This is a genomic window from Streptomyces sp. NPDC006174 (assembly GCF_040614075.1).
Lineage (GTDB): Bacteria > Actinomycetota > Actinomycetes > Streptomycetales > Streptomycetaceae > Streptomyces.
In genome coordinates, this window is the sequence record NZ_JBEXTJ010000006.1 from 22,083 (window position 1) to 48,100 (window position 26,018).

General features: G+C 71.1%; 27 protein-coding genes. 13 read left to right on the forward strand and 14 right to left on the reverse strand.

What is annotated here, in order from left to right; genetic code table 11:
• Positions 1–720: a 3-oxoacyl-[acyl-carrier-protein] reductase gene (fabG, locus tag ABZ267_RS14770; protein WP_356748421.1), complete on the reverse strand. Its 720-nt coding sequence runs from the start codon at positions 718–720 to the stop codon at positions 1–3.
• 237 nt (positions 721–957) lie between these two features.
• Between fabG and ABZ267_RS14775 the strand changes: the two genes are divergently transcribed.
• Genes ABZ267_RS14775 through tyrS form a run of 3 tightly spaced genes read left to right on the forward strand, consistent with a single transcriptional unit; the run spans position 958 to position 5,196 of the window.
• Positions 958–2,481, forward strand: a complete 1,524-nt coding sequence (locus ABZ267_RS14775) for a TldD/PmbA family protein (RefSeq protein WP_356748423.1) — start codon at positions 958–960, stop codon at positions 2,479–2,481.
• The gene (locus tag ABZ267_RS14780) at positions 2,478–3,872 is read left to right on the forward strand and encodes a metallopeptidase TldD-related protein (RefSeq protein ID WP_356748425.1); all 1,395 of its coding nucleotides are present in this window, start codon (positions 2,478–2,480) and stop codon (positions 3,870–3,872) included. The genes ABZ267_RS14775 and ABZ267_RS14780 overlap by 4 nt, the downstream gene beginning before the upstream one ends.
• Positions 3,873–3,924: 52 nt before the next feature.
• Entirely contained in the window at positions 3,925–5,196 is a 1,272-nt protein-coding gene (gene tyrS / locus ABZ267_RS14785; protein WP_356748427.1) for a tyrosine--tRNA ligase, read from the forward strand.
• Between the two features lie 74 nt (positions 5,197–5,270).
• Here tyrS and ABZ267_RS14790 read toward each other — a convergent pair whose 3' ends face one another.
• On the reverse strand, positions 5,271–5,546 hold the full coding sequence (locus ABZ267_RS14790; protein ID WP_356748429.1) for a GlsB/YeaQ/YmgE family stress response membrane protein: 276 nt from the start codon (positions 5,544–5,546) through the stop codon (positions 5,271–5,273).
• Positions 5,547–5,752: 206 nt separating this feature from the next.
• Here ABZ267_RS14790 and ABZ267_RS14795 point away from each other — a divergent pair, with 206 nt between their 5' ends.
• Both ABZ267_RS14795 and ABZ267_RS14800 read left to right on the forward strand, forming a co-directional pair.
• Positions 5,753–6,130: a DUF3099 domain-containing protein gene (locus ABZ267_RS14795; protein WP_356748431.1), complete on the forward strand. Its 378-nt coding sequence runs from the start codon at positions 5,753–5,755 to the stop codon at positions 6,128–6,130.
• Positions 6,131–6,351: 221 nt separating this feature from the next.
• Positions 6,352–6,600 (forward strand): hypothetical protein, encoded by a 249-nt coding sequence (locus ABZ267_RS14800; RefSeq protein WP_356748432.1) that lies wholly within the window; start codon positions 6,352–6,354, stop codon positions 6,598–6,600.
• Between the two features lie 3 nt (positions 6,601–6,603).
• Here the strand turns inward: ABZ267_RS14800 and moaA are convergent, their stop codons facing one another.
• The 3 genes from moaA to ABZ267_RS14815 form a co-directional block, all read right to left on the reverse strand.
• Positions 6,604–7,593 (reverse strand): GTP 3',8-cyclase MoaA, encoded by a 990-nt coding sequence (moaA, locus tag ABZ267_RS14805; RefSeq protein ID WP_356748434.1) that lies wholly within the window; start codon positions 7,591–7,593, stop codon positions 6,604–6,606.
• 200 nt (positions 7,594–7,793) lie between these two features.
• Entirely contained in the window at positions 7,794–9,434 is a 1,641-nt protein-coding gene (locus tag ABZ267_RS14810) for a cation acetate symporter (RefSeq protein WP_356748436.1), read from the reverse strand.
• Positions 9,431–9,796, reverse strand: coding sequence for a DUF485 domain-containing protein (locus tag ABZ267_RS14815; RefSeq protein ID WP_356748438.1), 366 nt, complete (start codon positions 9,794–9,796; stop codon positions 9,431–9,433). Before ABZ267_RS14815 ends, ABZ267_RS14810 begins: the two co-directional genes overlap by 4 nt.
• Positions 9,797–10,119: 323 nt before the next feature.
• Between ABZ267_RS14815 and ABZ267_RS14820 the strand changes: the two genes are divergently transcribed.
• On the forward strand, positions 10,120–11,628 hold the full coding sequence (locus tag ABZ267_RS14820; protein ID WP_356748440.1) for a S8 family serine peptidase: 1,509 nt from the start codon (positions 10,120–10,122) through the stop codon (positions 11,626–11,628).
• Here the strand turns inward: ABZ267_RS14820 and ABZ267_RS14825 are convergent.
• Positions 11,583–12,323, reverse strand: a complete 741-nt coding sequence (locus tag ABZ267_RS14825) for a lysoplasmalogenase (RefSeq protein WP_356748442.1) — start codon at positions 12,321–12,323, stop codon at positions 11,583–11,585. The two genes, ABZ267_RS14820 and ABZ267_RS14825, sit on opposite strands and share 46 nt — an antisense overlap.
• Positions 12,320–13,294, reverse strand: coding sequence for a sterol desaturase family protein (locus ABZ267_RS14830; RefSeq protein ID WP_356748444.1), 975 nt, complete (start codon positions 13,292–13,294; stop codon positions 12,320–12,322). The genes ABZ267_RS14825 and ABZ267_RS14830 overlap by 4 nt, the downstream gene beginning before the upstream one ends.
• Positions 13,295–13,443: 149 nt before the next feature.
• Here ABZ267_RS14830 and ABZ267_RS14835 point away from each other — a divergent pair, with 149 nt between their 5' ends.
• The 6 genes from ABZ267_RS14835 to ABZ267_RS14860 all read left to right on the forward strand — a co-directional run bounded on the left by ABZ267_RS14835 (position 13,444) and on the right by ABZ267_RS14860 (position 21,426).
• The gene (locus tag ABZ267_RS14835; RefSeq protein ID WP_356748445.1) at positions 13,444–16,527 is read left to right on the forward strand and encodes an NACHT domain-containing protein; all 3,084 of its coding nucleotides are present in this window, start codon (positions 13,444–13,446) and stop codon (positions 16,525–16,527) included.
• Positions 16,528–16,581: 54 nt separating this feature from the next.
• Entirely contained in the window at positions 16,582–17,613 is a 1,032-nt protein-coding gene (locus ABZ267_RS14840; protein ID WP_356748447.1) for a DEDDh family exonuclease, read from the forward strand.
• Positions 17,614–17,676: 63 nt separating this feature from the next.
• Positions 17,677–17,910, forward strand: a complete 234-nt coding sequence (locus ABZ267_RS14845) for a hypothetical protein (RefSeq protein WP_006123591.1) — start codon at positions 17,677–17,679, stop codon at positions 17,908–17,910.
• A gap of 78 nt (positions 17,911–17,988) precedes the next feature.
• On the forward strand, positions 17,989–18,795 hold the full coding sequence (locus ABZ267_RS14850) for an SURF1 family protein (protein ID WP_356748449.1): 807 nt from the start codon (positions 17,989–17,991) through the stop codon (positions 18,793–18,795).
• A 77-nt stretch (positions 18,796–18,872) separates the two neighbouring features.
• Positions 18,873–20,666, forward strand: coding sequence for a glycoside hydrolase family 15 protein (locus tag ABZ267_RS14855; RefSeq protein WP_356748451.1), 1,794 nt, complete (start codon positions 18,873–18,875; stop codon positions 20,664–20,666).
• Positions 20,667–20,670: 4 nt separating this feature from the next.
• On the forward strand, positions 20,671–21,426 hold the full coding sequence (locus ABZ267_RS14860; protein ID WP_356748453.1) for an SDR family oxidoreductase: 756 nt from the start codon (positions 20,671–20,673) through the stop codon (positions 21,424–21,426).
• 34 nt (positions 21,427–21,460) lie between these two features.
• Here the strand turns inward: ABZ267_RS14860 and amaP are convergent, their stop codons facing one another.
• The 5 genes from amaP to ABZ267_RS14885 are packed head-to-tail and all read right to left on the reverse strand — an operon-like array spanning position 21,461 to position 23,783.
• Positions 21,461–22,039 carry an alkaline shock response membrane anchor protein AmaP gene (gene amaP / locus ABZ267_RS14865; protein WP_356748454.1) on the reverse strand — a complete coding sequence of 193 codons (579 nt, stop codon included), beginning with the start codon at positions 22,037–22,039 and terminating at the stop codon, positions 21,461–21,463.
• 5 nt (positions 22,040–22,044) lie between these two features.
• A complete protein-coding gene (locus ABZ267_RS14870) occupies positions 22,045–22,734 on the reverse strand; it encodes a DUF6286 domain-containing protein (RefSeq protein WP_356748456.1) in 690 nt (229 codons plus the stop codon).
• Positions 22,731–23,078 carry a hypothetical protein gene (locus ABZ267_RS14875; protein WP_356748458.1) on the reverse strand — a complete coding sequence of 116 codons (348 nt, stop codon included), beginning with the start codon at positions 23,076–23,078 and terminating at the stop codon, positions 22,731–22,733. The genes ABZ267_RS14870 and ABZ267_RS14875 overlap by 4 nt, the downstream gene beginning before the upstream one ends.
• Positions 23,075–23,266 (reverse strand): hypothetical protein, encoded by a 192-nt coding sequence (locus tag ABZ267_RS14880; RefSeq protein ID WP_093709428.1) that lies wholly within the window; start codon positions 23,264–23,266, stop codon positions 23,075–23,077. Before ABZ267_RS14880 ends, ABZ267_RS14875 begins: the two co-directional genes overlap by 4 nt.
• 40 nt (positions 23,267–23,306) lie before the next feature.
• Positions 23,307–23,783: an Asp23/Gls24 family envelope stress response protein gene (locus ABZ267_RS14885; protein WP_356748460.1), complete on the reverse strand. Its 477-nt coding sequence runs from the start codon at positions 23,781–23,783 to the stop codon at positions 23,307–23,309.
• A gap of 94 nt (positions 23,784–23,877) precedes the next feature.
• On the opposite strand from ABZ267_RS14885, the gene ABZ267_RS14890 reads away from it, so the two are divergent.
• Positions 23,878–24,672 (forward strand): hypothetical protein, encoded by a 795-nt coding sequence (locus tag ABZ267_RS14890; RefSeq protein ID WP_356748462.1) that lies wholly within the window; start codon positions 23,878–23,880, stop codon positions 24,670–24,672.
• Here ABZ267_RS14890 and ABZ267_RS14895 read toward each other — a convergent pair.
• Positions 24,669–25,460, reverse strand: coding sequence for an enoyl-CoA hydratase/isomerase family protein (locus ABZ267_RS14895; protein ID WP_356748464.1), 792 nt, complete (start codon positions 25,458–25,460; stop codon positions 24,669–24,671). The genes ABZ267_RS14890 and ABZ267_RS14895 overlap by 4 nt on opposite strands.
• 129 nt (positions 25,461–25,589) lie before the next feature.
• Complete coding sequence (locus ABZ267_RS14900; protein WP_006123601.1) at positions 25,590–25,811, reverse strand: helix-turn-helix domain-containing protein; 222 nt, start codon at positions 25,809–25,811, stop codon at positions 25,590–25,592.
• Between the last annotated feature and the right edge of the window lie 207 nt (positions 25,812–26,018).

A 26,018-nucleotide genomic window follows, 5' to 3' on the forward strand; every position in this document is an offset into this window, starting at 1 on the left:
TCAGTGACCCATGCCCAATCCGCCGTCAACGGGGATGACGGCTCCAGTGATGTACGACGCGTCGTCGGAGGCGAGGAAGCGCACGGCGGCGGCGATCTCGTCGGGCTGCGCGTAGCGGCCCAGCGGCACCTGGGACACGATGCCCTTGCGCTGCTCCTCGGTGAGCGCCTGGGTCATGTCGGTGTCGACAAAACCGGGTGCGACGACGTTGAAGGTGATGTTCCGCGAGCCGAGCTCACGGGCCAGCGACCGGGCGAACCCGACGAGTCCGGCCTTGGAGGCCGCGTAGTTGGCCTGGCCCGCCGAGCCGAGGAGGCCGACGACGGAGGAGATCAGGACGACGCGGCCCTTCTTGGCGCGCAGCATGCCGCGGTTGGCGCGCTTGACGACCCGGAAGGTGCCGGTGAGGTTGGTGTCGACGACGGAGGTGAAGTCCTCCTCCGACATCCGCATCAGCAACCCGTCCCTGGTGATGCCCGCGTTGGCGACCAGCACCTCCACGGGACCGTGCTTCTCCTCGATCTCCTTGTAGGCCTGCTCCACCTGCTCGGCATCGGTGATGTCGCAGCGGACCGCGAGGACACCGGCCTCGGTGAGGGCCTGGGGCGGCTCGCCGGAGCGGTAGGTGATCGCTACCTGGTCGCCGTTGTCGGCGAAGGCGCGGGCGATGGCGAGGCCGATGCCCCGGTTTCCTCCGGTGACGAGAACCGAGCGGCTCAACGGATCACCCTTTCCTTGGCGGTGTGGTGCGCAGTCCATGGCGGGCTGGTACGTCGAAAACCTATCGGTACCGTGAGCCGATCGAGGAATCGGGCCCTGACAGTGGCTTGTCCGGGGTGCTGTCGGGTTCCTACAGTCCGCGTGGTTGCGTGCCGGGCACACACGTCCGCGATATCCCCGGCTGTCCACGCCTTCCTCATGGTTCACTGCCGTCGTGTATCGAGAAGGGAATTCCCTGTGCCCCACGAGGTAGATCAGTCATTCCTTGCCCTCCCGCTGCGCGCGCTGGCCGACGCGGCGCTCGCGCGGGCGCGGGCGCTCGGCGCCACGCACGCCGACTTCCGGCTGGAGCGGGTGCGCAGCGCCTCCTGGCGGCTGCGGGACGCGCGGCCCGCCGGGGCTTCGGACAGTACGGACCTCGGGTACGCGGTGCGGGTGGTGCACGGCGGGGCGTGGGGGTTCGCCTCGGGCGTCGACCTGACGATGGACGCGGCGGCGAAGGTGGCCTCGCAGGCCGTGGCGATGGCCAAGCTGTCGGCGAAGGTGATCGCGGCGGCCGGTTCCGATGAGCGGGTCGAGCTGGCGGACGAGCCGGTGCACGGCGAGCGGACCTGGGTCTCGGCGTACGACGTCGACCCGTTCTCCGTACCGGACGAGGAGAAGGCGGCGCTGCTCGCGGAGTGGAGCGGGCGGCTGCTGGGCGCGGACGGCGTGGCGCATGTGGACGCGTCGCTGATGACCGTCCACGAGAACAAGTTCTACGCGGACACGGCGGGCACGGTCACCACGCAGCAGCGGGTGCGCATCCAGCCGCAGTTGACGGCGGTGGCGGTGGACTCCGCGACCGGTGAGTTCGACTCGATGCGGACGATCGCGCCACCGGCCGGACGCGGCTGGGAGTACCTGACAGGCACCGGCTGGGACTGGGACGCCGAGCTGGAGCAGATCCCCGGCCTGCTGGCGGAGAAGATGCGGGCGCCGAGCGTCGAGGCGGGGACGTACGACCTGGTCGTCGATCCGTCGAACCTGTGGCTGACGATCCACGAGTCGATCGGCCACGCCACCGAGCTGGACCGGGCGCTCGGGTACGAGGCGGCGTACGCGGGCACGTCGTTCGCCACCTTCGACCAGCTCGGCAAGCTCGCGTACGGCTCCTCCGTCATGAACGTGACCGGTGACCGCACCGCCGAACACGGCCTCGCGACCGTCGGCTACGACGACGAGGGCGTCGAGGCGCAGTCCTGGGACCTGGTCAAGGACGGCACGCTGGTCGGCTACCAGCTGGACCGCCGGATCGCGAAGCTCACCGGCCTCGGCCGCTCCAACGGCTGCGCGTACGCGGACTCGCCGGGCCATGTCCCCGTACAGCGCATGGCGAACGTGTCACTGCAGCCGGACCCTGGCGGGCTGTCGACGGAGGATCTGATCGGCGGGGTCGAGCGCGGGATCTACGTGGTCGGCGACCGGTCCTGGTCGATCGACATGCAGCGCTACAACTTCCAGTTCACCGGGCAGCGGTTCTTCCGCATCGAGAACGGCAAGCTCGCCGGGCAGCTGCGCGATGTGGCGTACCAGGCGACGACGACGGACTTCTGGGGCTCGATGGAGAAGGTCGGCGGTCCGCAGACGTATGTGCTCGGTGGCGCGTTCAACTGCGGCAAGGCCCAGCCGGGCCAGGTCGCCGCGGTCTCCCACGGCTGCCCCTCCGCCCTCTTCCGAGGCGTGAACATCCTCAACACGACGCAGGAGGCCGGACGATGAGCCGCGTCAGCAAGCCGTACGAGATCGTCGAGCGGGCCCTGGAGCTGTCCACCACGGACGGTCTGGTGGTCATCGCCGACGAGCACTCCTCCGCCAACCTGCGCTGGGCCGGCAACGCGCTCACCACCAACGGCGTGACCCGGGGCCGGACCCTCACCGTCATCGCGACCGTCGACGGCGCGAAGGGCACGGCCTCCGGTGTCGTCTCGCGGTCCGCCGTGACCGCCGACGATCTGGAGCCGCTGGTCCGGGCCGCCGAGGCCGCCGCCCGGAGCGCCGGTCCCGCCGAGGACGCGCAGCCGCTGGTCGGCAACGTGCCCTCGTCGCCCGACTTCACGGACGCGCCCGCCGAGACCGGCTCCGAGGTCTTCACCGACTTCGCGCCGGCCCTCGGAGACGCTTTCGCGCGGGCCCGCTCCGGTGGCCGCGAGCTGTACGGATTCGCGAACCACGAGCTGACCTCCACCTACCTCGGTACGTCGACGGGGCTGCGGCTCCGCCACGACCAGCCGACCGGGACGCTGGAGCTGAACGCCAAGTCGCCGGACCGGACCCGTTCCGCTTGGGCGGGCCGGTCGACGCGCGACTTCAAGGACGTCGAACCTGCGGCGATGGACGCGGAGCTGGCGCAGCGGCTGCGGTGGGCGGAGCGGCGGATCGAGCTGCCCGCCGGACGGTACGAGACGCTGCTGCCGCCGACCGCCGTGGCGGACCTGCTGATCTACCAGCTCTGGTCGTCCACCGCGCGGGACGCGGTGGAGGGCCGGACGGTCTTCTCCCAGCCGGGCGGCGGAACCCGGCTCGGCGAGACGCTGGCCCCGCTCCCGCTGACCCTGCGCAGCGACCCGCACGCGCCGGGTCTGGAGTCGGCGCCCTTCGTGATCGCCCACTCCTCCGGCGACAGCGCTTCCGTCTTCGACAACGGGCTGCCGCTCGCGCCGACGGACTGGGTACGGGACGGGAAGCTGGAGCGGCTGACGACGACCCGGCACACCGCCGCCCTCACCGGCCTGCCGGTCGCGCCGGCCATCGACAACCTGGTGCTGGACGGCGGCGGTGAGCGGTCGCTGGAGGAGATGGTGGCCGCGACGACCGGCCGGGCTCTGCTGCTGACCTGCCTCTGGTACATCCGCGAGGTGGACCCGGCGACGCTGCTGCTGACCGGGCTGACCCGGGACGGCGTCTACCTGGTGGAGGACGGCGAGGTGGTCGGCGAGGTGAACAACTTCCGGTTCAACGAGTCGCCGGTGGACCTGCTGTCGCGGGCGTCGGAGGCGGGCCGTACGGAGAAGACGCTGCCGCGCGAGTGGGGCGACTGGTTCACCCGGGCCGCGATGCCCGCGCTGCGCATCCCGGACTTCAACATGAGCTCGGTCAGCCAGGGGGTATGACCCGCCTAGACTGACCCGTACATCCCTACCAGCTGCAAGGAGCACCGGAACCGTGACGGACATCGTCGACGAGCTGAAGTGGCGCGGGCTGTTCGCCCAGTCCACTGACGAGGACGCATTGCGCAAGGCTCTCGCGGACGGTCCCGTCACCTTCTATTGCGGCTTCGACCCGACGGCGGCGAGCCTGCACGTGGGCCACCTCGTGCAGGTCCTCACGGTGCGCCGGCTCCAGCTGGCCGGACACCGCCCGCTCGCTCTGGTCGGCGGGGCCACCGGTCAGATCGGTGACCCGCGTCCGACCGCCGAGCGCACGCTGAACGACCCGGAGACCATCGCGGCCTGGGTGCGGCGGCTGCGGGAGCAGATCGAACCCTTCCTCACCTTCGAGGGCCCGAACGCGGCGACGATGGTCAACAACCTGGACTGGACCGCGGGCATGTCCGCGATCGAGTTCCTGCGGGACATCGGCAAGCACTTCCGGGTCAACAAGATGCTCACCAAGGACTCGGTCGCGCGCCGGCTGGAGTCGCAGGAAGGCATCAGCTACACCGAGTTCAGCTACCAGCTGCTCCAGGGCATGGACTTCCTGGAGCTGTACCGCCGCTACGGCTGTGTCCTCCAGCAGGGCGGCAGCGACCAGTGGGGCAACCTCACGGCGGGCATCGACCTGATCCACCGGCTGGAGCCGGGTGCCACCGTGCACGCGCTGGCGACGCCGCTGATGGTGAAGGCGGACGGGACCAAGTTCGGCAAGTCCGAGAGCGGTGCCGTCTGGCTGGACCCGGAGATGACCACGCCGTACGCGTTCTACCAGTTCTGGCTGAACGTGGACGACCGGGACATCTCGCGGTACCTGCGCATCCTCAGCTTCAAGAGCCGCGCCGAGCTGGAGGAGCTGGAGCAGCTGACCGAGGAGCGGCCGCAGGCCCGTTCGGCGCAGCGGGCGCTGGCCGAGGAGCTGACCACGCTGGTGCACGGCGGTGCGCAGTGCGCGGCGGTCATCGCGGCGTCGAAGGCGCTGTTCGGCCAGGGTGATCTGGCCGAGCTGGACGAGGCGACGCTGAGCGCGGCCCTCTCCGAGGTGCCGCACGCCCGGGTCGCCGAGCTGGGTCCGCTGGTGGACCTCCTGGTGGAGGTCGGCCTCGCGCCGAGCAAGTCGGGAGCCCGGCGCACGGTGAAGGAGGGCGGCGCGTACGTGAACAACGCGAAGGTCGCCGACGGTGAGGCCGCTCCGGACACCGCGGAGCTGCTGCACGGGCGCTGGCTGGTGCTGCGCCGGGGCAAGAAGAACCTGGCGGCCGTGGAGGTCGTCCCGGCCGGCTGAAGTACGCCGTGACAGCGCCGCGGCCGGACACGCTCTTCCTCGCGTGTCCGGCCGCGGCGCTGTGCTGTGCGCGGTCAGGTTCTGCGCTTGTTGCCCCGGATGGACTGCCAGGCCATGTCACCGACACCGACGACGACCACGGCACCGATCAGCTGGAGCAGATGGCGGATCCAGTCGATGCCCTTGGTGTCCTCGACGCCGATCCAGCCGGCCACGGCGTTACCGAGGATGGAGCCGAGAATACCGAAGATGACCGTCAGCCAGAGTGGAATGTCCTGTTTGCCCGGCAAGATCGCTCGTGCGATCACACCGAGCACCAGACCCACGATGATTGCCCACAACCAGCTCATTTCGCCTCCTCGTACGGCGCGGAGTGCGCGTCCGGCCAGTCTTGGACGGTGAACGGAGGATCGCATTCCGGACGGGCCGAACGGGTGAGGGCGCGCTCGGGCGGCGGTGGTGCGCCGCCCCGGCCTTCGGTACGCCGGCGGGTCGGCGTACCGTGGATGCGGCCCGGTCCCGGAGCGTCCGGCACAGAGATCTGGTGGTGGAGCACATGCTGCGGAAGAGCGACGAGGTGGAGGTCTTCCGGATCACGGGAGCCCGTCAGGGGCTGGCCGACGATGTGCGGGGCAGGCAGCGGCGCTATGTGATCTCGATGTCCGTGCGTACGGTCTCGGTGATCCTGGCCGCGGTGCTGTGGAACGTGGAGCGGCACGTCGCGATCGTGGCGCTCGCTCTGGGTGTGCTGCTGCCGTACGTGGCGGTGGTCATCGCCAACGCGGGCCGGGAGAACGCTCCTTCGCTGCCGTCGACGTATCTCACCGCACCGATGCGGCCCGCTGTCGAGGCGGCCGAGACCACCGGTAGCGCCGAGTCCTCGGGCTCTGACGAGCGGGCCGGCCGGGTGCCGCCGCCGCAGGAGCACAATTGAGCCCGGGCGCCCCGCGAAGCTCAGGAAAAGCTCAGATCAATCATGACGTTCCGGTGCACCGCACCCGGGTGCCCGTGACATACTTCAGAGGCGCTCCGCATCCCCCGTCGGAGCGATGGACCGACGCCGGGCAGCTCCCCCCGTGGCTGCTCGGCGTCGCCGTTTCTCCGGCCGGGGATGCGTCGTTCAGCGTGCGGAGCACCTGACTTAGGCTGGGTCCCGTGATCTTTCCCGAGACATCCGCCGAGAGCGCCGCCGGTGCCCCGATCTGTTCCGCCAAGGGCTGCCGGGCCGACGCGGTCTGGGTGCTCGCCTGGAACAACCCGAAGCTGCACACTCCCGAGCGGCGCAAGACCTGGCTGGCCTGCGAGGAGCACCGGGAGCACCTCTCGCAGTTCCTGGGCGTACGAGGGTTTCTCAAGGACGTCGTGGCGCTCGCCGACTGGGAGTCCGGCCCCGGAGCGGGCTGAGTGTCAGCCGCCGATCGCCGACATCGGGCGGTCGGGCTGGAGGAAGGACGGGTCGTCCAGTCCGGAGCCCGCCTTCTTGCCCCACATCGCCGTCTTCCAGAGCTGGGCGATATCCGCGTCCGGCGCGTCCGAGCGGAGTGCGGAGCGCAGGTCGGTCTCCTCGCGGGCGAAGAGGCAGGTGCGGACCTGGCCGTCGGCGGTGAGCCGGGTGCGGTCGCAGGCGCGGCAGAACGGGCGGGTGACCGAGGCGATGACGCCGACGCGGTGCGGGCCGCCGTCGACGGTCCAGCGCTCGGCCGGAGCGGAGCCGCGGGCCTCGTCGTCCTCGGCGGTGAGGGTGAAGCGGGTGCGCAGCGAGGCGAGGATGTCACCTGCGGTGATCATGCCGTCGCGCTTCCAGCCGTGCTGGGCGTCGAGCGGCATCTGCTCGATGAAGCGGAGCTCGTACGCGTTGGCCACGGCCCAGGCCAGCAGCTCGGGTGCCTCGTCGTCGTTGAGTCCCGGCATCAGGACGGAGTTGACCTTCACCGGGGTGAGGCCGGCCTCGCGGGCGGCTTCGAGGCCTTCCAGGACGTCCTGGTGGCGGTCGCGGCGGGTGAGGGTCTTGAAGACGTCCGGGCGCAGGGTGTCCAGCGAGACGTTGACCCGGTCGAGGCCCGCGGCCTTGAGGGCGGCGGCGGTCCGCTTGAGGCCGATGCCGTTGGTCGTGAGGGACATGCGCGGGCGCGGGGTGAGCGCGGCGCACTGCTCGACGATGGAGACGAGGCCGGGGCGGAGCAGCGGCTCGCCGCCGGTGAAGCGGACCTCGGTGATGCCGAGGCTGGTGACCGCGATGCGGATCAGGCGGACGATCTCGTCGTCCGACAGCAGCTCGCTCTTGCCGAGCCACTGCAGGCCTTCTTCCGGCATGCAGTAGGTGCACCGCAGATTGCACTTGTCGGTCAGTGACACGCGCAGGTCGGTGGCGACCCTGTCAAAGGTGTCGATGAGCACGGTGGCTCTCCTCCCCCGGTGGTGTCGGTGCGGTCGGTGTGGTGTCGGTACGGTCGATCTCTTCCGAGCCTACGTGAGACCTGTGACATCGCGGGGGCCCGTTTGCCACGAGGTGCGGCCGGGCCGCGTCGTAGGACTCTACGACGCGGCCCGGCCGCGGAGGTGGGTGATGAACCGAACGGCTCCGTGAATTCCTTCTCTCAGTGCGCTCCGGTGCCGGTGAGGGACTTGACCTCCAGCTCGGCGTACTTGTCCGCGTCGGCCTTCTCCTTGCCGATCACCGAGCCGAGCCAGCCGAGCAGGAAGCCGAGCGGGATCGAGATCAGGCCAGGGTTCTCCAGCGGGAACCAGGCGAAGTCGACGCTCGGGAACATCGAGGTCGGCTTGGAGGAGACGACCGGTGAGAAGAGCACCAGCAGGACGGAGGAGGAGAGGCCGCCGTAGATGGACCAGAGGGCGCCCTGTGTGGTGAAGCGCTTCCAGAAGAGGCTGTAGAGGATCGTCGGCAGGTTGGCGGAGGCGGCGACCGCGAAGGCGAGGGCCACGAGGCCTGCCACGTTGAGGTCGCGGGCGAGTGCGCCGAGCGCGATGGAGACGATGCCGATGGCGACGGTGGCCCAGCGCGCGGCGCGGACCTCCTCCTTCTCGGTGGCCTTCCCCTTGCGGATCACGTTGGCGTAGATGTCGTGCGCGAAGGACGAGGAGGAGGCGAGGGTGAGTCCGGCGACGACGGCGAGGATGGTCGCGAAGGCGACGGCGGAGATCACCGCGAGGAGGATCGCGCCGCCGGTGGACCCGGAGCCGCCGCCGATCTCCAGAGCGGCGAGTGGCGCCGCCGTGTTGCCCGCCTTGTTCGAGGCGATGATGTCGTCCGGGTTGAGGATCGCGGCCGCGCCGAAGCCGAGCACGATCGTCATCAGGTAGAAGGCGCCGATGATGCCGATCGCCCAGTTCACGGACTTACGGGCGGCCTTGGCGGTGGGCACGGTGTAGAAGCGGATCAGGATGTGCGGCAGGCCCGCGGTACCGAGGACCAGCGCGAGGCCGAGCGAGATGAAGTCCAGCTTCGAGACGCCGGTGGCGCCGTACTTCAGGCCCGGCTCCAGGAACGCCGCGCCCTTGCCGCTGTTGCTGGCGGCGGTGCCGAGCAGGTCGGAGATGTTGAAGTTGAACTTCAGCAGGATCAGGAAGGTGATGAGCAGGGTGCCCGCGATGAGCAGGACGGCCTTGACCATCTGCACCCAGGTGGTGCCCTTCATGCCGCCGATGGTGACGTACAGGATCATCAGCACGCCGACCAGCGCGACGATGACGATCTTGCCGAAGTCGCTGGTGATGCCGAGCAGCAGCGAGACGAGGACGCCGGCGCCGGCCATCTGGGCCAGCAGGTAGAAGATCGAGACGACGATGGTGGACGTACCGGCGGCGGTACGCACGGGCCGCTGGCGCATCCGGTAGGCGAGGACGTCGCCCATGGTGTAGCGGCCGGAGTTGCGGAGCGGTTCGGCGACCAGGAGCAGGGCGACGAGCCAGGCGACGAGGAAGCCGATGGAGTAGAGGAAGCCGTCGTAACCGAAGAGGGCGATGGCGCCCGCGATACCGAGGAAGGACGCCGCGGACATGTAGTCGCCGGAGACCGCGAGCCCGTTCTGGAACCCGGTGAACTGGCGTCCGCCCGCGTAGAAGTCGGCGGCGCTCTTGGTCTGGCGGCCGGCCCACACGGTGATGAAGAGCGTCGCGACGACGAAGGCGGCGAACAGGGTGATGATCAGCGGCCGGTGCTCGCCCGCACCGTCGGCGGCGAGCTGGACGGTCGGATAGAGGGTGTGGGCGGCGCTCATACGTCGGCCTCCATACGGGACTTGATCGCTTCGGCCTTCGGGTCGAGCTTGTTCGCGGCGTGCCGGGAGTAGAGCCGGGCGATGAGGAAGGTGGTGGCGAACTGGGCCAGGCCGAGGACGAGCGCCATGTTGATGTTGCCGACGACCTTGGTGCCCATGAAGCCGCCCGCGTAGTTGCAGAGCAGGACGTAGAGCAGGTACCAGGTCACAAAGGCGACGGTGAGCGGAAAGGCGAAGGAACGGAACGAGTGGCGCAGGTCGGCGAACTCGGCACTCGCGTGCACCGCGTTGAACGCCTCGGTGGTGGGCTGGGCCGGGCTGGTGTCGGAACGGCCCTCGGGCGGCGGTGCATCGGTAGCCACGGAATCTCCTCGCGACGCGGGTGCGGTGAACTGGGGGACGGTGGGTGTCATGGGAGGCCTCGCATACCGGGAAACGGTCACGTGCCTCCTGGACAACGGCACGGAGGGCGCGACGAAGCGGTTCACCGGATCTTTCGCCTTCTCGGCCGCATCCCGGCGTCCTGAACACGCTCCTTTGCGGGCGGCAGCACAGATCAGCTCTTCGAACACACCTGCGCGCAAGCGTTGATGGGCCGGGAAGACCGGCGATAGCTTCACTCGTCATGTACGCGGCCGAACACGCCAGGTGTCCGGTCGACCGGCACGGATGATGTGGAGAACCCATGGCTCATCTGGCATCGAGACGGACCCGCGCCCTCGCGCTGCCCGTCGGACTCGCGCTCATCGCGTCGCTCGGCTTCCTCCCGGCGACCACGGCCACGGCGACCGCTCGGACCGACGGACCGAAACTGAGTTACGTCGTCAACACCGGCAGCGGCCACGCGGCCGTCCAGCAGGTGGAGAGGGCCGTCGAGCAGGCCGGCGGCACGGTCGTCATCTCGTACGAGCAGATCGGCGTCATCGTCGCGCACTCCCAGAACCCGGCCTTCGGCGAAACGATCCGCCGCGTACGAGGCGTGCACTCGGCCGGCGCCACCCGCACCAACCCCATCGTGCCGCAGGCCACCAAGGACGTCGGTGCCTTGTCCAAGCCGCTGACCGAAGGCCAGGCGGCCACCGCTGCCGCGAGATCCACCGCCGATGAGGATCCGCTGGAGCCGCTGCAGTGGTCGCTGCCCGCGATCAAGGCGGACAAGGCCCACCAGAAGTCGCTCGGCTCGAAGCGGGTCACCGTCGCCGTCATCGACACCGGCGTCGACGACACGCACCCCGACCTGGCGCCCAACTTCGACCGCGAAGCATCCGTCAACTGCGCATCGGGCGCACCGGACACCACCGCCGGCTCCTGGCGCCCGGCGGCGGGCGAGAACCCTCATGGCACGCATGTGGCGGGAATCGTCGCCGCGGCGAAGAACGGCTACGGGATCACCGGCGTGGCGCCGGGCGTGAAGGTCGCGGGCATCAAGGTGTCGACGCCGAGCAGCTACTTCTACACCGAGGCCGTCGTCTGCGGCTTCGTCTGGGCTGCCGAGCACGGCGTCGACGTGACGAACAACAGCTACTACACCGACCCGTGGCAGTTCGCCTGCAAGAACGACCCGGACCAGGGCGCGCTGGTCGAGTCGCTCACCCGCGCGGTGAAGTACGCCGAGCGCAAGGGCACGGTCAACGTCGCCGCAGCCGGCAACGCCCGCCACGACCTGTCCCGCACCATCGAGGACCGGTCCAGCCCGAACGACACCGAGCCGGTCACCCGGACGGTCGACCCGCGCATCTGCCCCGACGTCCCGGCCATGCTGCCGGGCGTGGTGACCGTCTCCGCGACGGGCGCCGAGGGCATCAAGTCCTCGTACTCCAACTACGGCAAGGGCGTCATCGACATCGCGGCCCCGGGCGGCGACGTACCGGGCTACCAGACCCCTCAACCACCGGCCGTCGAGGGCCTGATCCTCTCCACGCTGCCGGGCGGCCGGTTCGGCTACGAAGCCGGTACGTCGATGGCCTCTCCGCACGTCGCGGGCGTCGCGGCCCTGATCAAGTCCCGCCACCCGTACGCCTCACCGGCCGCCGTGAAGGCCCTGCTCGGCCTCCAGGCGGACGCCAAGGCGTGCGGCGCACCGTACGACTACAACGACGACGGAGTCATCGACGCCGTCTGCGAAGGCGGCACGAACGACAACGGCTTCTACGGAACCGGCCTGGTGGACGCGCTGGACGCCGTCCGCCGGTAGGCCCCGCCCCGCCCGGCTGCCGTGAGCACTCCGACGGCCAGCAGGAACTGCGCGGCGATGTAGGTGAGCATGACCCAGAAGTCGGGCGCGGGCAGCCGGGGCCACTCGGCGATGCCGGTGGCGATGAGAGCGTCGGAGAGGAGGAAGAGCGCCCCGCCGGCCGCCGCGTACCGGCCGAGGACGCCGGCCCGCCACGCCATCGCGGTGAGCAGCAGGCTGTAGCCGGTCAGCGGGGCGCGCAGGTCGGCCGGAAGGTCGGGCCAGATCAGGACGAGGAAGACGACGAGCACGACGGCGTACGCGATCCCGGCGGCCGGCGACGCACGCGGCCGCCGGCCCTGTCCTCGCCCTCGCCCGAACAGCGTCAGGTAGCAGACATGGCCGACGGCGAAGGAGCCCATCCCGAGGAGGAACGCCAGGTCGTTGTCGGCGAGCAGGAACACATCACCGCCCCACCCGAACAGCAGGGCGGCGATCAGCAGCCGCGGCCCGCCCCGCACGGCCGCGTACCCGGCGAGCACCGGCATCAGCAGCGGCTTGGCGACCAGGTGGAGGGTGTCGAGACCGGCGAGGACGCCGGCCAGGTCGACGGCGGCCGCGACGAGGAAGGCGATGAGCAGGGGCCGCGCGAACCGCTCGGCCCGCCGCGTACCGGCGCCTTCCGGCCCAGCGGAGTAGGACGCGGTGGCGCTCATCGGGTGTGCTCCGGGGCCGTGGCCGTGGCGGGTGCTTCGGCGCGTACGGGAACGGGTACGGCGGCGGCTTCGGCGCGTACGGGAACGGGATCGGGCACGACGGCTCCGACGGGCGCCGCGGTGAGGGCTCCCGCCTTCGCGGCCGGCTGCCAGCCCGGGCCTCGGAAGACCCGTCCGGCGCGCTCGCTCCAGCTCCCGGCGGCCCGGACGTCCCGGGCGATGGCGGCGTACTCGTGAGTGGCCACGCGCAGCGGGTTGTGGGTGGCGATGTTCTTGGTGAGGCCGTAGACGGGCCGCTCGGTCTCGGCCGCGAAGGACCCGAACATCCGGTCCCAGATGATCAGGATGCCGCCGTAGTTGCGGTCCAGGTAGCTGCCCTGCGAGGCGTGGTGGACGCGGTGGTGGGACGGCGTGTTGAGGACGTACTCGAAGGGACGCGGAAGCTTGCCGACGCGCTCGGTGTGCACCCAGAACTGGTAGACGAGGTTGGCCGACTGGCAGAAGGCGAGCGCCGCCGGGTGGACACCGCAGGCGATCAGCGGCAGGTAGAAGGGCCAGACGGTGGCGGAGGTCCAGGGCTGGCGCAGCGCGGTGGTGAGGTTGAACTTCCGGCTGGAGTGGTGGACCACGTGGCAGGCCCACAGGATCCGGATGACGTGGTGGCCTCGGTGGGACCAGTAGTAGAAGAAGTCCTGGGCCAGGAGCATCAGCAGGACGGTCCACCACACCACGGGCACCCGCAGCGGCGTCAGTTCGTAGAGGCCCATGTAGATGGCGAGGATGGGGATCTTCCACAGCAGGTCGAACCCGAGGCTGCCGAGCCCCATGGTGACGCTGGTCGCGGCGTCCTTGGTGTCGTAGCCGGCCGCGTCCTCGTCCGGATGGAAGCGGTAACTGACCATCTCGATCACGGTGAGCAGCACGAAGGCCGGTATTGACCACAGCACGACATCGGGCAGGTTCGGCTCCATGCGAGCACCGTAGGGCCGCCGGTCGGTGAGGGCTAGAGGTTGTTACCCACAAGTATGCGAGACCTGTTGTCAGCAGACTTTGGCACCTTCTGCCAACGGACCGGGCCGTAGGATTTGCGGACGCGCGCCGTCGAGGAGGAGGAACGCACGTGTCCGGTACGGAAGTTGCGCTGATTCGGCTGGCCACGACGGTGATCGGCGCCGCCACCAAGGCGTTGTTGACCCCCAGGCCGGGAGCAGGCCTGGTCCCGGACCCGGTCCGCCCGCTTCCCCGCCCCGCGAAGCCGGACCGGCTGGCGAAGGTGCTGGCGGGCCGCCTGTCCGAGGCGTACGCGGATCTCCCCGAGCACGAGCGGCTGGCCGCGCTCACCTCCGTACAGGACACGTTCTCGGCCGGCGTCCTGGACACCGACCGGCTGTTCGCGCTGGAGCTGAATCCGGAGCGGCTGCGCGCCGAGCTCTCGGCCCCGGCAGCCGGGCTCTCGGCGCGCGCCCGCGAGCTGTACGAGGAGCTGCTCGGCCGCTGCTGTGCGCACGTGGTGGAGCAGCTGACGGCCCATCCGTCGTTCGCGGCGCGGGCGGCGGTGGAGCAGGTCCGGAAGGCGGAGCGGACGCGCGCGCTGGTGGAGGACGTACGGGACCGGGTCGGTCCGCGCCCGGACGCGGTGGATCTCGACTTCGAGCGGCGGTACGCGGAGTTCGTGGCGGCGGCCAACAGCCGGGTGGAGCTGTTCGGGCTGACGCTGGGGCGGTCGGCGGGCGGGTGGCCGCTGGAGACGGCGTACATCGGTCTGGAGGTCAGCGGCGAGTACGGGACCGTCGACCGGCTCGGTCTGGATCATCCGGTCCGGACCACGGTCAGGATCGAGCAGGCCTTAGGCGAGCGGGACCGGCTGCTGCTGCGAGGCCCTGCCGGTTCCGGCAAGAGCACGCTGGTGCAGTGGCTGGCACTGAACGCGGCCCGGCGGTCGTTCGGGAGTGAGCTGGCGGACTGGAATCGCTCTGTGCCCTTTGTGCTGCGGCTCCGTGCCTTCACCGCCCTCGACATCTTGCCCGCCCCGGCGGACTTCCTTCGCGCCACCGGCGTACCGCTGCACGGCTCGGCCCCGGCCGGCTGGGCGGACCGGATGATGCGGCAGGGCCGGGCACTGGTGCTGGTCGACGGGGTCGACGAGGTGCCGGAGCGGCTGCGCAAGCGCACGGAGCGCTGGCTGAAGGACCTGATCGTCGCCTATCCCCTGGCCAAGTACGTGGTGACGACCCGCCCGTCCGCCGTCCCCGAGACCTGGCTCTCCGCCTCCGGCTTCGAGCCGCACACGTTGCTGGCGATGCGCCAGGAGGACGTACGCGCGTTCATCGGCCACTGGCATCGGGCGGCGCGCTCGGAATGCGGGTCCGAGGAGGAGGGCGCCGAGTTGGACCGGTACGAGAGCGCGCTCCGCCGGGTCGTCGGCACCCGCCGGGACCTGGGGCTGCTCGCGACGAACCCGCTGATGTGCGCTCTGCTCTGCGCGCTGAACCGGGACCGCCGGATGCAACTGCCTCGGGCGCGCAAGGAGCTGTACGACGCGGCGCTGGACATGCTGCTGGTGCGGCGCGACACCGAGCGCGAGATCGTCGGCGTGGAGGGCGTCGACCTGACCCGCGAGGAGCAGACGGCGCTGCTGCAGCACCTCGCGTACTGGCTGATCCGCAACGGCCTGGTCGAGGCGCGGCAGGACGAGGCGGTGGCCATGATCGCGGACTGGATGCGGGCCATGTCCCAGGTCCGGGGCGTTCCTGACCAGATCTTCGCGCATCTGTTGAACCGCAGCGGTCTCCTCCGCGAACCGGCCCCGGGCGTGGTGGGGTTCGTGCATCGCACCTTCCAGGACTACCTGGGCGCGAAGGCCGCGGTGGAGGCCCGCGACTTCGGCGTCCTGGTCAGCCATGCCCACGAGGACCAGTGGGACGACGTGGTGCAGATGGCGGTGGGGCACGCGCGGCCGGATGAGCGGGCGGCGCTGTTGCGGGGGTTGCTGAGGCGGGCGGACGCGGAGCCGGAGCACGGGCACCGGCTGGTGCTGCTGGCTGCGGGGAGTCTGGCCCATGCGCCGGAGCTGGATCCTGCGGTGCGGGGGGAGGTGGAGGAGCGGACGGGGAGGCTGTTGCCGCCGGACAGCCAGGAGAGCATCGACGAGCTGGCCAAGGTGGGTGATCTCGCTCTGGAACTCCTGTCTCCGGTGGTGGACGGTCTGACGGGCCGGCAGGCCGAGGCGGTGGTGCGGACAGCGGCGGCTGTGCGCACGGACGTGGCGTACGAGCTGGTGAAGCAGTTCCGGGACGACCGGCGGAGCCTGGTCGCTCACCAGCTCTCCGTCTCCTGGGAGCACTTCGACGCGGACCACTACGCGCGGGAGGTGATGGCGGCCCGGACCTGGGACGACACGTACGCCCAGGTGCGGACGTCCGCACAACTGTCCGCGCTCCGGCACATCCCGCATCTGAAGGCCGCGCAGGTGACAGGTGACCACGCCGACCTCTCAGCACTGTGGACGCGGCCGGAGACGGAGCGGGTCTTCCTCCTCCGCAACGGGGACCTCACCGATCTCCGTCCGCTGGCACGGATGGAGCGGGTCCATGAGATCGGCCTGAGTCACTGTACGGAGGTCCGGGACATCGCTCCGCTGGCGCGGCCGGGCCTGGAATGGCTCTGCCTGGTCCAACTCCACGGAACGCTCGACCTCGCGCCGCTGAGCGACATGCCGGACCTCCGGCATCTGACGCTCGGCCACCACACGGGTGAGCTGCCCGTCTGCGAGAACGGGACCTCTCTCGACCTGCTGCCCCAGACCCGGTACCTCCACCTGGCAGACCTCGGCAGCCGCTGGCCGGGGCTCGAACGGCTGGGGCTGTACTTCCCCGATCATCTGCAGCAGCTCAGCCGCGAGGAGTCGCTGTTCGGGCTGGCCCATCTGCTGCTCAGCAACATGGTGGAGCTGGACCTGCGCCAACTGGCACCCTTCGGCCGACTGACCGACCTGCTGCTGTTCGACTGCTCCCTGACCGCCCCAGGTCTCGCGCCGCTGGCCGGCCTTCCTGCCCTCACCAAGCTGAGCCTCCACGACCCGAGAAAGCCGGTCGACCTCACTCCCCTCGCCGATGCGGAGCACCTGACGATCGAGATCGGCTACGGCGCCGACGTCACCGGCACCCACCTCTTCCCACCGGACCGCATCGTCCGCCTCCCCTGAACACCCCACCCACCCCGCCGAATAGGGCACTGTCAGTCGCGGCCCGTATTCTCTGTGACCATGCTCGACGACCGCCAGACAGCCGCACCGTGGCCGACCGCCTACCCGCAGGGGTACGCGGTCGTCGACGTGGAGACCACCGGCCTCGCCCGGGACGACCGGATCATCTCCGCCGCCGTCTACCGGCTCGACGCCCTGGGCAATGTCGAGGACCACTGGTACACGCTGGTGAATCCCGAGCGGGACCCCGGTCCCGTCTGGATCCACGGGCTGACGAGCGATGTGCTGGAAGGCGCGCCGCTCTTCCCGGAGGTGGCCGAGCAGCTGTCGGCGCGGCTCGCGGACCGGGTGCTCGTCGCGCACAACGCGGCGTTCGACTGGTCCATGATCGCCCGGGAGTACGCACGCGCCTCCGTGGTCGCGCCGGTCGAGCAGCGGCTCTGCACGATCGCGCTCGCCAAGGAGCTGCGGCTGCCGCTGCCCAACCACAAGCTGGCCTCGCTCGCCGCCCACTTCGGCGTCGTACAGCAGCACGCGCACCACGCGCTGGACGACGCCCGGGTGCTGGCCGAGGCGTTCCGGCCGAGTCTGCACGCGGCGGCGCGGGGCGGGGTGCGGCTGCCCTTGCTGGAGTGCCTGCCGCTGACCGAGTGGTCCGACTCCCCCGTCACCCCGCGCGTCGGTTACCGCCCCGCGCGCCAGCCGAACAGCTGGCGGCCCTCGCGGAAGCGGCCGGCCTGCCCGTACCCGAACCCTGGGCGGTACGAGAAGGAGAAGCCGCTCAAGCAGGGGATGCGGGTGGCGTTCTCCGGGGACACCTCGGTCGACCGGGAGCTGCTGGAGGACCGGGCCGTGGAGGCCGGACTGCATGTGGCGACCAGCGTGTCGCGGCTGACCAGCCTGCTGGTGACCAACGACCCGGACGCGGCGACCTCCAAGACGCAGAAGGCGAAGGCGTTCGGCACGCCGATCCTGGAGGAGAGCGCCTTCACCCATCTGCTGCGCGATGTGGCGCCCGCCGAAGGCGCTGTACTGCCGCACCAGGCACCGCCGCCACCGTCGGAGGCCACCCCGTCATCGGAGTGAACCCGGCGCGACTCGCCCGGCCGCCGCTCGCCCGGCGCTGCCGGGCGTCCCACCCTGTGGCGCATGGCACGTTGTGAGGTTTGCGGAAACGACTACGGCATGTCCTTCGAGGTGCACGCACAAGGTGCGGTGCACGTCTTCGACTGCTTCTCCTGCGCCATCCACCGCATGGCGCCGATCTGCGAGCACTGCCGGGTCCAGGTGATCGGTCAGGGCGTCGAGGCCGACGGGCACTGGTACTGCGGCGCCCACTGCGCCCGCGCCGAAGGGAAGGCGGGCATCGTGGACAAAGTGTGATGGAAGCACCAACTGCCGGACAGTGCCGGCAGCACCCCTGAGTGCCGCACCCCATGACCCCGGTTGTACGGTCATGGGGTGTACCGCTTCCTGTTGACCCGGCAGTGGGTGATCCTCACCCTGCTGGCTCTCGTACTGATGCCGACGATGGTCGAGCTGGGTTTCTGGCAGTTCCACCGCCATCAGCACCGGGTCGCGCAGAACGAGCTGATCTCGCGGAACCTGAAGGCCGATCCGGCCCCGGTCACCGATCTCACCTCTCCCGGGCACACCGTCCCGCGCGCCGACTACTGGCGGGCGGTGACCGCGACCGGCACGTTCGACTCCGAGCACGAGGTGGTGGTCCGCCGGCGTACGTCGGAGGACGACAAGATCGGCGTACATGTGCTGACCCCGCTGGACCTCAAGGACGGCTCCACTGTCCTGGTCAACCGGGGCTGGGTGCCCGCCGCGCCGAACCAGACGGCGTACCCGGACGTGCCGCCCGCGCCTCGCGGTGAAGTGACCGTCACCGGGCGGCTCAAGGCGGACGAGACGACCGGCAACAGCGGTATCAAGGACCTGGCGGGGCTGCCGGACCGGCAGGTGATGCTGATCAACAGCGAGCAGCAGGCGCATCTGCTCTCCCGTGAGGTCCTCGGCGGCTACATCGAGCAGACCGCCCCGCAGCCCTCGGCCGGACTGCCCGAGCAGATCCCGTCCCCCGACGACAGTTCGATCGGCGCGCACATGGCGTACGCCGTCCAGTGGTGGCTGTTCGTCGCCGCCGTTCCGGTCGGCTGGATCATCCTCGTACGGCGGGAGAAGCGCGACCGCGAGGAGGCCGCCGCGAAGGGTGAGGCGGCCGGTACCGCCGCCGAGCAGCCGGAGACCGCGAGCGCCTGAGAGCGCCAGGGGTTCTGAGAGCTCCGGCACACAGAACGGCTGGTTGACGAGGGTCCGGTTCGGGAAGACGCCAGAGCGTGACCCCACGTATCGAGGACTACGCCCTGATCGGCGATCTCCAGACCGCCGCGCTCGTCGGCAGGAACGGTTCGATCGACTGGCTCTGCCTGCCGCGCTTCGACTCCGGCGCCTGTTTCGCCGCTCTGCTCGGCGACGAGGAGAACGGCCACTGGCGCATCGCGCCTCAGGGCACGGACCCGTCGGACACCTGTACCCGGCGCGGCTATGCGGGTGATTCGCTGGTCCTGGAGACGATCTGGGAGACCCGGACCGGCACGGTCAAGGTCATCGACTTCATGCCGCAGCGCGACAAGTCGCCGGACGTGATGCGGATCGTCGAAGGCGTCAGCGGGACCGTCGACATGAGCTCCGTGCTGCGGCTGCGGTTCGACTTCGGCTCCGTGGTGCCGTGGGTACGCAAGTCGCACGGCCACCGGGTCGCGGTCGCCGGGCCCGACTCGGTCTGGCTGCGCAGCGAACCGCCGGTCAAGACGTGGGGCCAGCAGTTCAGCACCTGCTCCTCGTTCACCGTGACCGAGGGCGAGAGCGTGGCGTTCGTCCTCACCTGGCACCCCTCGCACTCGCCGCGCCCGAAGCTGATCGACCCGCACAAGGCGCTGATGCACACGCTGCACGACTGGGCGAAGTGGACCGAGCGGTGTACGTACGAGGGCCCGTACCGCGAGGCCGTGCTCCGTTCGCTGATCATCCTGAAGGCGCTGACGTACGCCCCGACCGGCGGCATCGTCGCGGCCCCGACCACGTCGTTGCCGGAGGAGATCGGCGGCGTACGGAACTGGGACTACCGCTTCTGCTGGCTGCGGGACGCCACGCTGACCCTCGGTGCGATGGTCTCGGCCGGCTATCTGGAGGAGGCGGCGGCCTGGCGCGACTGGCTGCTGCGGGCCGTGGCCGGAGACCCGGCGGACCTCCAGATCATGTACGGGCTCGCGGGCGAGCGCCGGCTGCCGGAGATGGAGCTGCCCTGGCTCGCCGGGTACGAGAGCTCCCGTCCGGTGCGCACCGGCAACGCGGCCGTCCGCCAGCGTCAGCTGGATGTGTACGGCGAGGTCATCGACGCGCTCCGGCTGGCCCGGGTCGCCGGTCTGGACGACAAGCCGCACGCCTGGAACCTCCAGCTCAGCCTGCTCGGCTTCCTGGAGTCGTCGTGGCGGGAGCCGGACGAGGGGCTGTGGGAGATCCGGGGCGCGCGGCGGCACTTCGTGCACTCCAAGGTGATGGCCTGGGTCGCCGCCGACCGGGCGGTGTGCTCGCTGGAGGAGAACCCGGAGCTGCCCGGCGACGCGGACCGCTGGCGGGCGATGCGGGACGCCGTCCACGCCGAGGTGTGCGAGAAGGGCTACGACCCCGTACGAAACACCTTCACCCAGTCCTACGGGTCCGAGGAGCTGGACGCCGCGACGCTGCTCATCGTGCGGACCGGGTTCCTGCCGCCGGACGACCCACGGGTCATCGGCACGGTCGACGCGGTCCGCGCCGAGCTGGGCAGCGACGGGCTGGTCCGCCGCTACAGCACCGAGGGCGTCTCCGTCGACGGGCTGCCGGGCGACGAGGGGGCGTTCCTCGCCTGCTCGTTCTGGCTGGTGGACGCGTTGCAGCGGATCGGCAGGCCGGAGGAGGCGCGGGAGCTGTTCGAGCATCTGCTGGAGCTCCGCAGCGACCTGGGGCTGCTGGCCGAGGAGTACGACGTGACGGCCGGGCGGCAGCTGGGCAACTTCCCGCAGGCGTTCAGCCATATCGGGCTGGTCAACTCCGCGGTCGACCTCGCCGGGGTGGACCCGGCAGGATAGGTCCATGGATCTTGGACTGAAGGACCGCGTGTACATCGTCACCGGCGCGACCCGGGGCCTCGGCAACGCCACGGCACGGGCCCTGGCCGCCGACGGCGCGAAGGTGATCATCACCGGCCGGGACGCGAAGGGCGCCGAGGAGGCCGCCGCCGAGCTGGGGCCGGACGCCGTGGGGCTCGCCGCCGACAACGCCGACCCGAGCGCCGCCCAGCGGCTGGTGGACACGGCCCGGGAGCGGTTCGGGCGGCTCGACGGCGTGCTGATCAGCGTCGGCGGGCCCGCGCCCGGCCTCGTCGCCGACAACACCGACGACCAGTGGCAGACGGCGTTCGAGACGGTGTTCCTCGGTGCGGTCCGGCTGGCCAGGACGACCGCCGCCGCGCTGGGCGAGGGCGGCGTCATCGGTTTCGTGCTCTCCGGTTCGGTGCACGAGCCGATCGGCGGACTGACCATCTCCAACGGGCTGCGCCCCGGTCTCGCCGGTTTCGCCAAGTCGCTCGCCGACGAGCTGGGGCCGCGCGGCATCCGGGTCGTCGGCGTGCTGCCCGCCCGGATCGACACCGACCGGGTCCGTGAACTGGACGCGCTCTCGGGCGACGCCGAGGCGGCCCGTACGGCCAACGAGGCGCGCATCCCGCTGCGCCGCTACGGGACGCCGGAGGAGTTCGGGAAGACGGCGGCCTTCCTGCTCTCCCCCGCCGCCTCGTATCTGACCGGGATCATGGTGCCGGTCGACGGCGGTTCGCGGCGCGGCTTCTGAGCCGCTGTCCTCTGCCTCGTACGCCTCCGGGCCGTCAGGACACCCGTTCCGCGCGGTGCTTGACGGCCCGCAGCCGTACCTCGGCCGGGAGTTCGTCCAGTCCCGCCGACTCGCGGGCGTGCGCCAGCGCTCCGTCGGCCACCGCGTTCAGCGCCTGGCCGGGCGCGGCGTCCGGCTCCATCAGCAGCCGGATCCGGGCGCGCGGCGCGGTCCGGCGGCCGGTCAGGGCCGCCTGGGCGCGGGCCACTCCGTCGACCTGGCCCGCCTCCTCGGCCAGCACACCTTCCAGCGCCTTGCCCCGCACCTGCGCGCCCTCGCCGTCGCCGCTGTCGACCAGGACGTCGGAGAGGCGGCCGCGCCGGAGCTGGGCCAGGAGCCACCACAGCGCGAGGACCACCAGCACCGCGAGGATCGCGATCACCGTCGGCCACCACCAGCCCTCGTCGCGCCAGCGGCCCCGGTCGGCGGCGCTGAGCAGCACGTCGTTCTTGCCGTCCCAGGGCCACCAGGACGGCAGGGAAGCACCGAGGCCGACGGCGAGGACCGCTCCGCCGACGACGATGAGGACGAGCCCGGCCAGGGCCAGCAGGACCCGGTTGACGGTGGAGCGCATGCCGCTCATCCCTTCTTCGCCGGCCGGTGCACCTGGACGGAGAGGCCCGGCTCCTTCGCCAGGCCCAGCTCGCCGACGGCCTTGGCCAGTACGGTGTTCAGATCCTCGCGTACGTCGTCGAGTTCCCGGAAGTGCGAGAGGGCCCGCACCTTGGCCTTGCGCCGGCCCATCCGGACCCGCACGGACTGCACACCGGCCACCTCCACGGCCCGGTCCCGCAGGACCAGCGCGGCGGCGGTGCGGTCGAGTCCGGCGCGTACGGAGGCGCGGTCGCGGCGCATCGGCAGCAGGTCCCGCAGGCCGGGAGTGAGGGCGAGCAGGAGCAGCCAGAGGCCGATGGCCGCCGCGACCCCGGCGCCGATGAGCACCGCGACATCGTCGAGCTGCCGCTCCGCGAGGCCGTCGGCCAGCGAGCGTCGCCACTGCATGGCCGGGCGCCCGGCGCGTACGGCGGCGATGTCGTAGAGCAGCAGCCCGGCGGCGCCCAGGAGCACCAGGGCCAGCAGCGCGGCCGGGATCCGGCGCGCGGACCAGAAGCGGCCCGCCCTGCCGCCGCCCTGCTCCAGGGTCGGCACCCGGTCGTGGGCGGCGGGCGTGCCGGCCTCGGGCGGGTGCGGGCCGCCGGCGTCCTGGTCCACCGTGGGCATGCGCCGGGTGGAGCCGGCGGGGCCGTCGTGGTCGCCGGGTTCGGTCATCGGATCCTCCCCTGTACTCCGCTCGTGGCCGGGTGCAGCCGCTCGACCTGGACGGCCACCTCGGGCACCTCCATGCCCGCCAGCGCCTTGACCCGCTGGGCGACCCTGCTCCGTACGGCACCGCACTGGCGGCCGATGTCACCGGGGTAGCCGAGCTCCAGGCTGATCCGGACGCGGGCGGTGTCGCGGTGGACGGTGACCGTGGCGCGCGGGGAGGCACCGTTCTCGGGCGGATCGTCGACGGCTTCCTTCGCCGCCTGGGCGGCGATCTTGGCGACGACGCGGTCGGCGATGCGGGTCTCGCCCCGGTCGGCGGCGGCGACCCGCCCGGTCACCGCCGTCACCGTCGCCGGTCGCCGCGCTCGCGACTCCGGAAGAAGTCGCCGGGTTCCAGGTCACCGTCCAGGAAGCGGCCGGCGACGAAGCCGACCGCACCCAGAGCGGCCACCAGTACGAAGGCTCCGAAGCCGCCGAAATATCCGGCGAACCCGAGCGCCATGCCGGCCAGCAGACCGGCCACAGCCATGCTCATCGTCTCTCCTCAACTGCCTTGCGGCGGGGAAACCCTGGACCTACTGGACGCGCTGCTGCGACTCACCGTCGTCATCGTCGTCGTCCTCGTCGGGCAGCTTGACGTCGCTGACCGCGATGTTGACCTCGACGACTTCGAGGCCGGTCATGCGCTCGACCGCGGCGACGACGTTCTGGCGCACATCGCTCGCCACGTCGGAGATGGCCACGCCGTACTCGACGACGATCTCCAGGTCGAGAGCGGCCTGGGACTCGCCGACCTCGGCCTTGACCCCTCGGGTGACGGACTTGCCGCCGCCGGGGACGCGATCGCGGACCGCGCCGAGGGTCCGGGACAGGCCGCTGCCCATGGCGTGGACGCCGACCACATCGCGTGCGGCCATTCCGGCGATCTTCTCGACGACGCCGTCGGCGATGGTGGTGCGGCCGCGGGTGCCGGGATCGCCTCCGCCGCGCTTGCTCAGAGGGGATTGGCCCGAACCGCTGTCGGGGCTGTTTCGCTGGGGGGTCTCGGTCATCGCCGCTCTTCCCTTCGGGGCGGGGTGGGGACTTCCTTGCCCACGTTAAGTGCGCTTGCCCGGTCCCGCGCCGTGGATACGGCAGGCTGGGGCGATGACGACGGAGCGGAGCCCGCAGAGGGCCGACGGATGGACAGCTGCGGTACGGCAACGGCTTGGCCTCGGCAGACTGCTCCCCTTGGGTGGTGCCGTGGACGGAACCTGGATCGCGGAGACGGCGGCGGCCTCGGTGCTGCGCGCAGCGGCTGTGGAGGGCGCGGTGCTGGGGAGCTTGAGGATCGGACCGGCCCGGGTGGTGCTCGACACGGATACACGGGTGGAGGCGGGCGGTCCGGAGGCGGGCGGTCCGGAGGCGGGCGGTCCGGAGGCGGGCGGTCCGGAGGCGGGCGGTCCGGAGGCGGCCGTGCCTCCGGCGCCGCCGAGCGGACTGCCGCCCGGGCCGCTGAGGATCGAGGCGGAGTTCCGGGCGGCCGGCGACCGGCCGCTGCCCGACGCGGCGGCCGCCCTGCGCGCGGCGCTCGTCGCGGCGGCGGCCGCCCGGCTCGGCCTGGACATCGTGGAGGTGGACCTGCGGGTGACGGCACTGATCGAGGACGCTGCACCCGATCAGGTGACGGACCCGCCCGCGCCCGCTCCGGCCCCGGTCGCGAAGGTTGACGGACCTGCGGGAGAGGCGGCCGCGGCGGTCCCCGGTGTCGTCTCGCTGACCCGGGTCCTCGGCAGCGCCGTACACACCGCCGAGGACCACATCCGCATCGAGGTGGCGACGGCCGACGACCGCCGGGCCCTCGATGTGGCCCGGTCGGTGCGCACGGCGGTGTCGGCGGCCACGGGGACCGGGCTGCCGGTGTCGGTGCTGGTCACCGACGTGGTGGCGGCGGGCCGCTAGTCGGTGATGCCTGCCAGGTCGCGCAGCCGACGGCCCTGGGCGGCGCGCTCGGCGGCGCGCTGCTCTTCGTAGTCCCGCGAAAGGGCGCCGGACAGCAGGGCCTTGGTCTCCACGACGGCGTCGCGCGGGGCGGAGATCAGTGCGGCGGCCAGGTCGCGGGCGGCCGCGTCCAGCTGGTCGGCGGGGACCACGAGGTTGGCGAGGCCGGTGCGCTCGGCCTCGTCGGCGTGGACGAACCGGCCGGTGGCGCAGATCTCGAGCGCGCGGGCGTACCCCACGAGGTTCACCAGCGGGTGGGTGCCCGTGAGGTCGGGAACGAGGCCGAGGCTCGTCTCGCGCATGGCGAATTGCACGTCCTCGGCGACGATCCGCAGATCGCAGGCGAGAGCGAGCTGAAAGCCGGCGCCGATGGCGTGGCCCTGGACCGTCGCGATCGACACGAGGTCGTTGCGGCGCCACCAGGTGAACGCCTCCTGGTACTCGGCGATGGTCGCGTCGAGCTCGGCCTCCGGGCCTCGCGCCATGTCGAGGAAGGACGGCTCGCCGTCGAATCCTTCCGGCGTGAAGGCCTGCCGGTCGAGGCCCGCGGAGAAGGACTTGCCCTCGCCGCGGAGCACCACGACGCGGACATCGCCGGACAGCACCCGTCCGGCTTCGGTCAACGCCCGCCACAGAGCGGGAGACTGGGCGTTGCGCTTGGCCGGGTTGGTGAGCGTCACCGTGGCAACCGCGTCTTCGACGGTGAGCCGTACGCCGTCCTTGTCGAGCACAGGGTCGAGCGAGGTCATGGGGCGCCTCCGGATCGGGTGCAGTCAGCACTCAGAAACTAAGTGACTGAACAGTAACCACCCGGACGACCGAAAGGTCGGCCGGGTGGCCACCCCGAATTCCGATGAGCCCGCACGCCTCCGGGGCACTCAGGCCGAAGCGGCCTTCTTGCCTCGTGTGGCTCCGCCGCGTCCTCGCAGCGTCACTCCGGACTCACTGAGCATCCGGTGGACGAACCCGTAGGAGCGGCCGGTTTCCTCGGCCAGCGCCCTGATGCTCGCACCGGAGTCGTACTTCTTCTTCAGGTCTGCCGCGAGCTTGTCACGCGCGGCGCCGGTCACCCGGCTGCCCTTCTTCAGAGTCTCGGCCACCCGTGCCTCCTCTATGGGAAGTGCGCTCTGGACTCTCATGATCACCCCTACCGCGCTTCCTGGCCACCCATTCGGCAAGGTCGATGCGACCGGATTCCGGACCGCAGGGCGCTCCGATCCATGCGGAATCCCTGATTCCGAGCAGCCATCAGGGCGTGCGGCGTCCGCCGGCGAAAGAACCGGCAGGTCAGAGCCGTACGGGGAGCA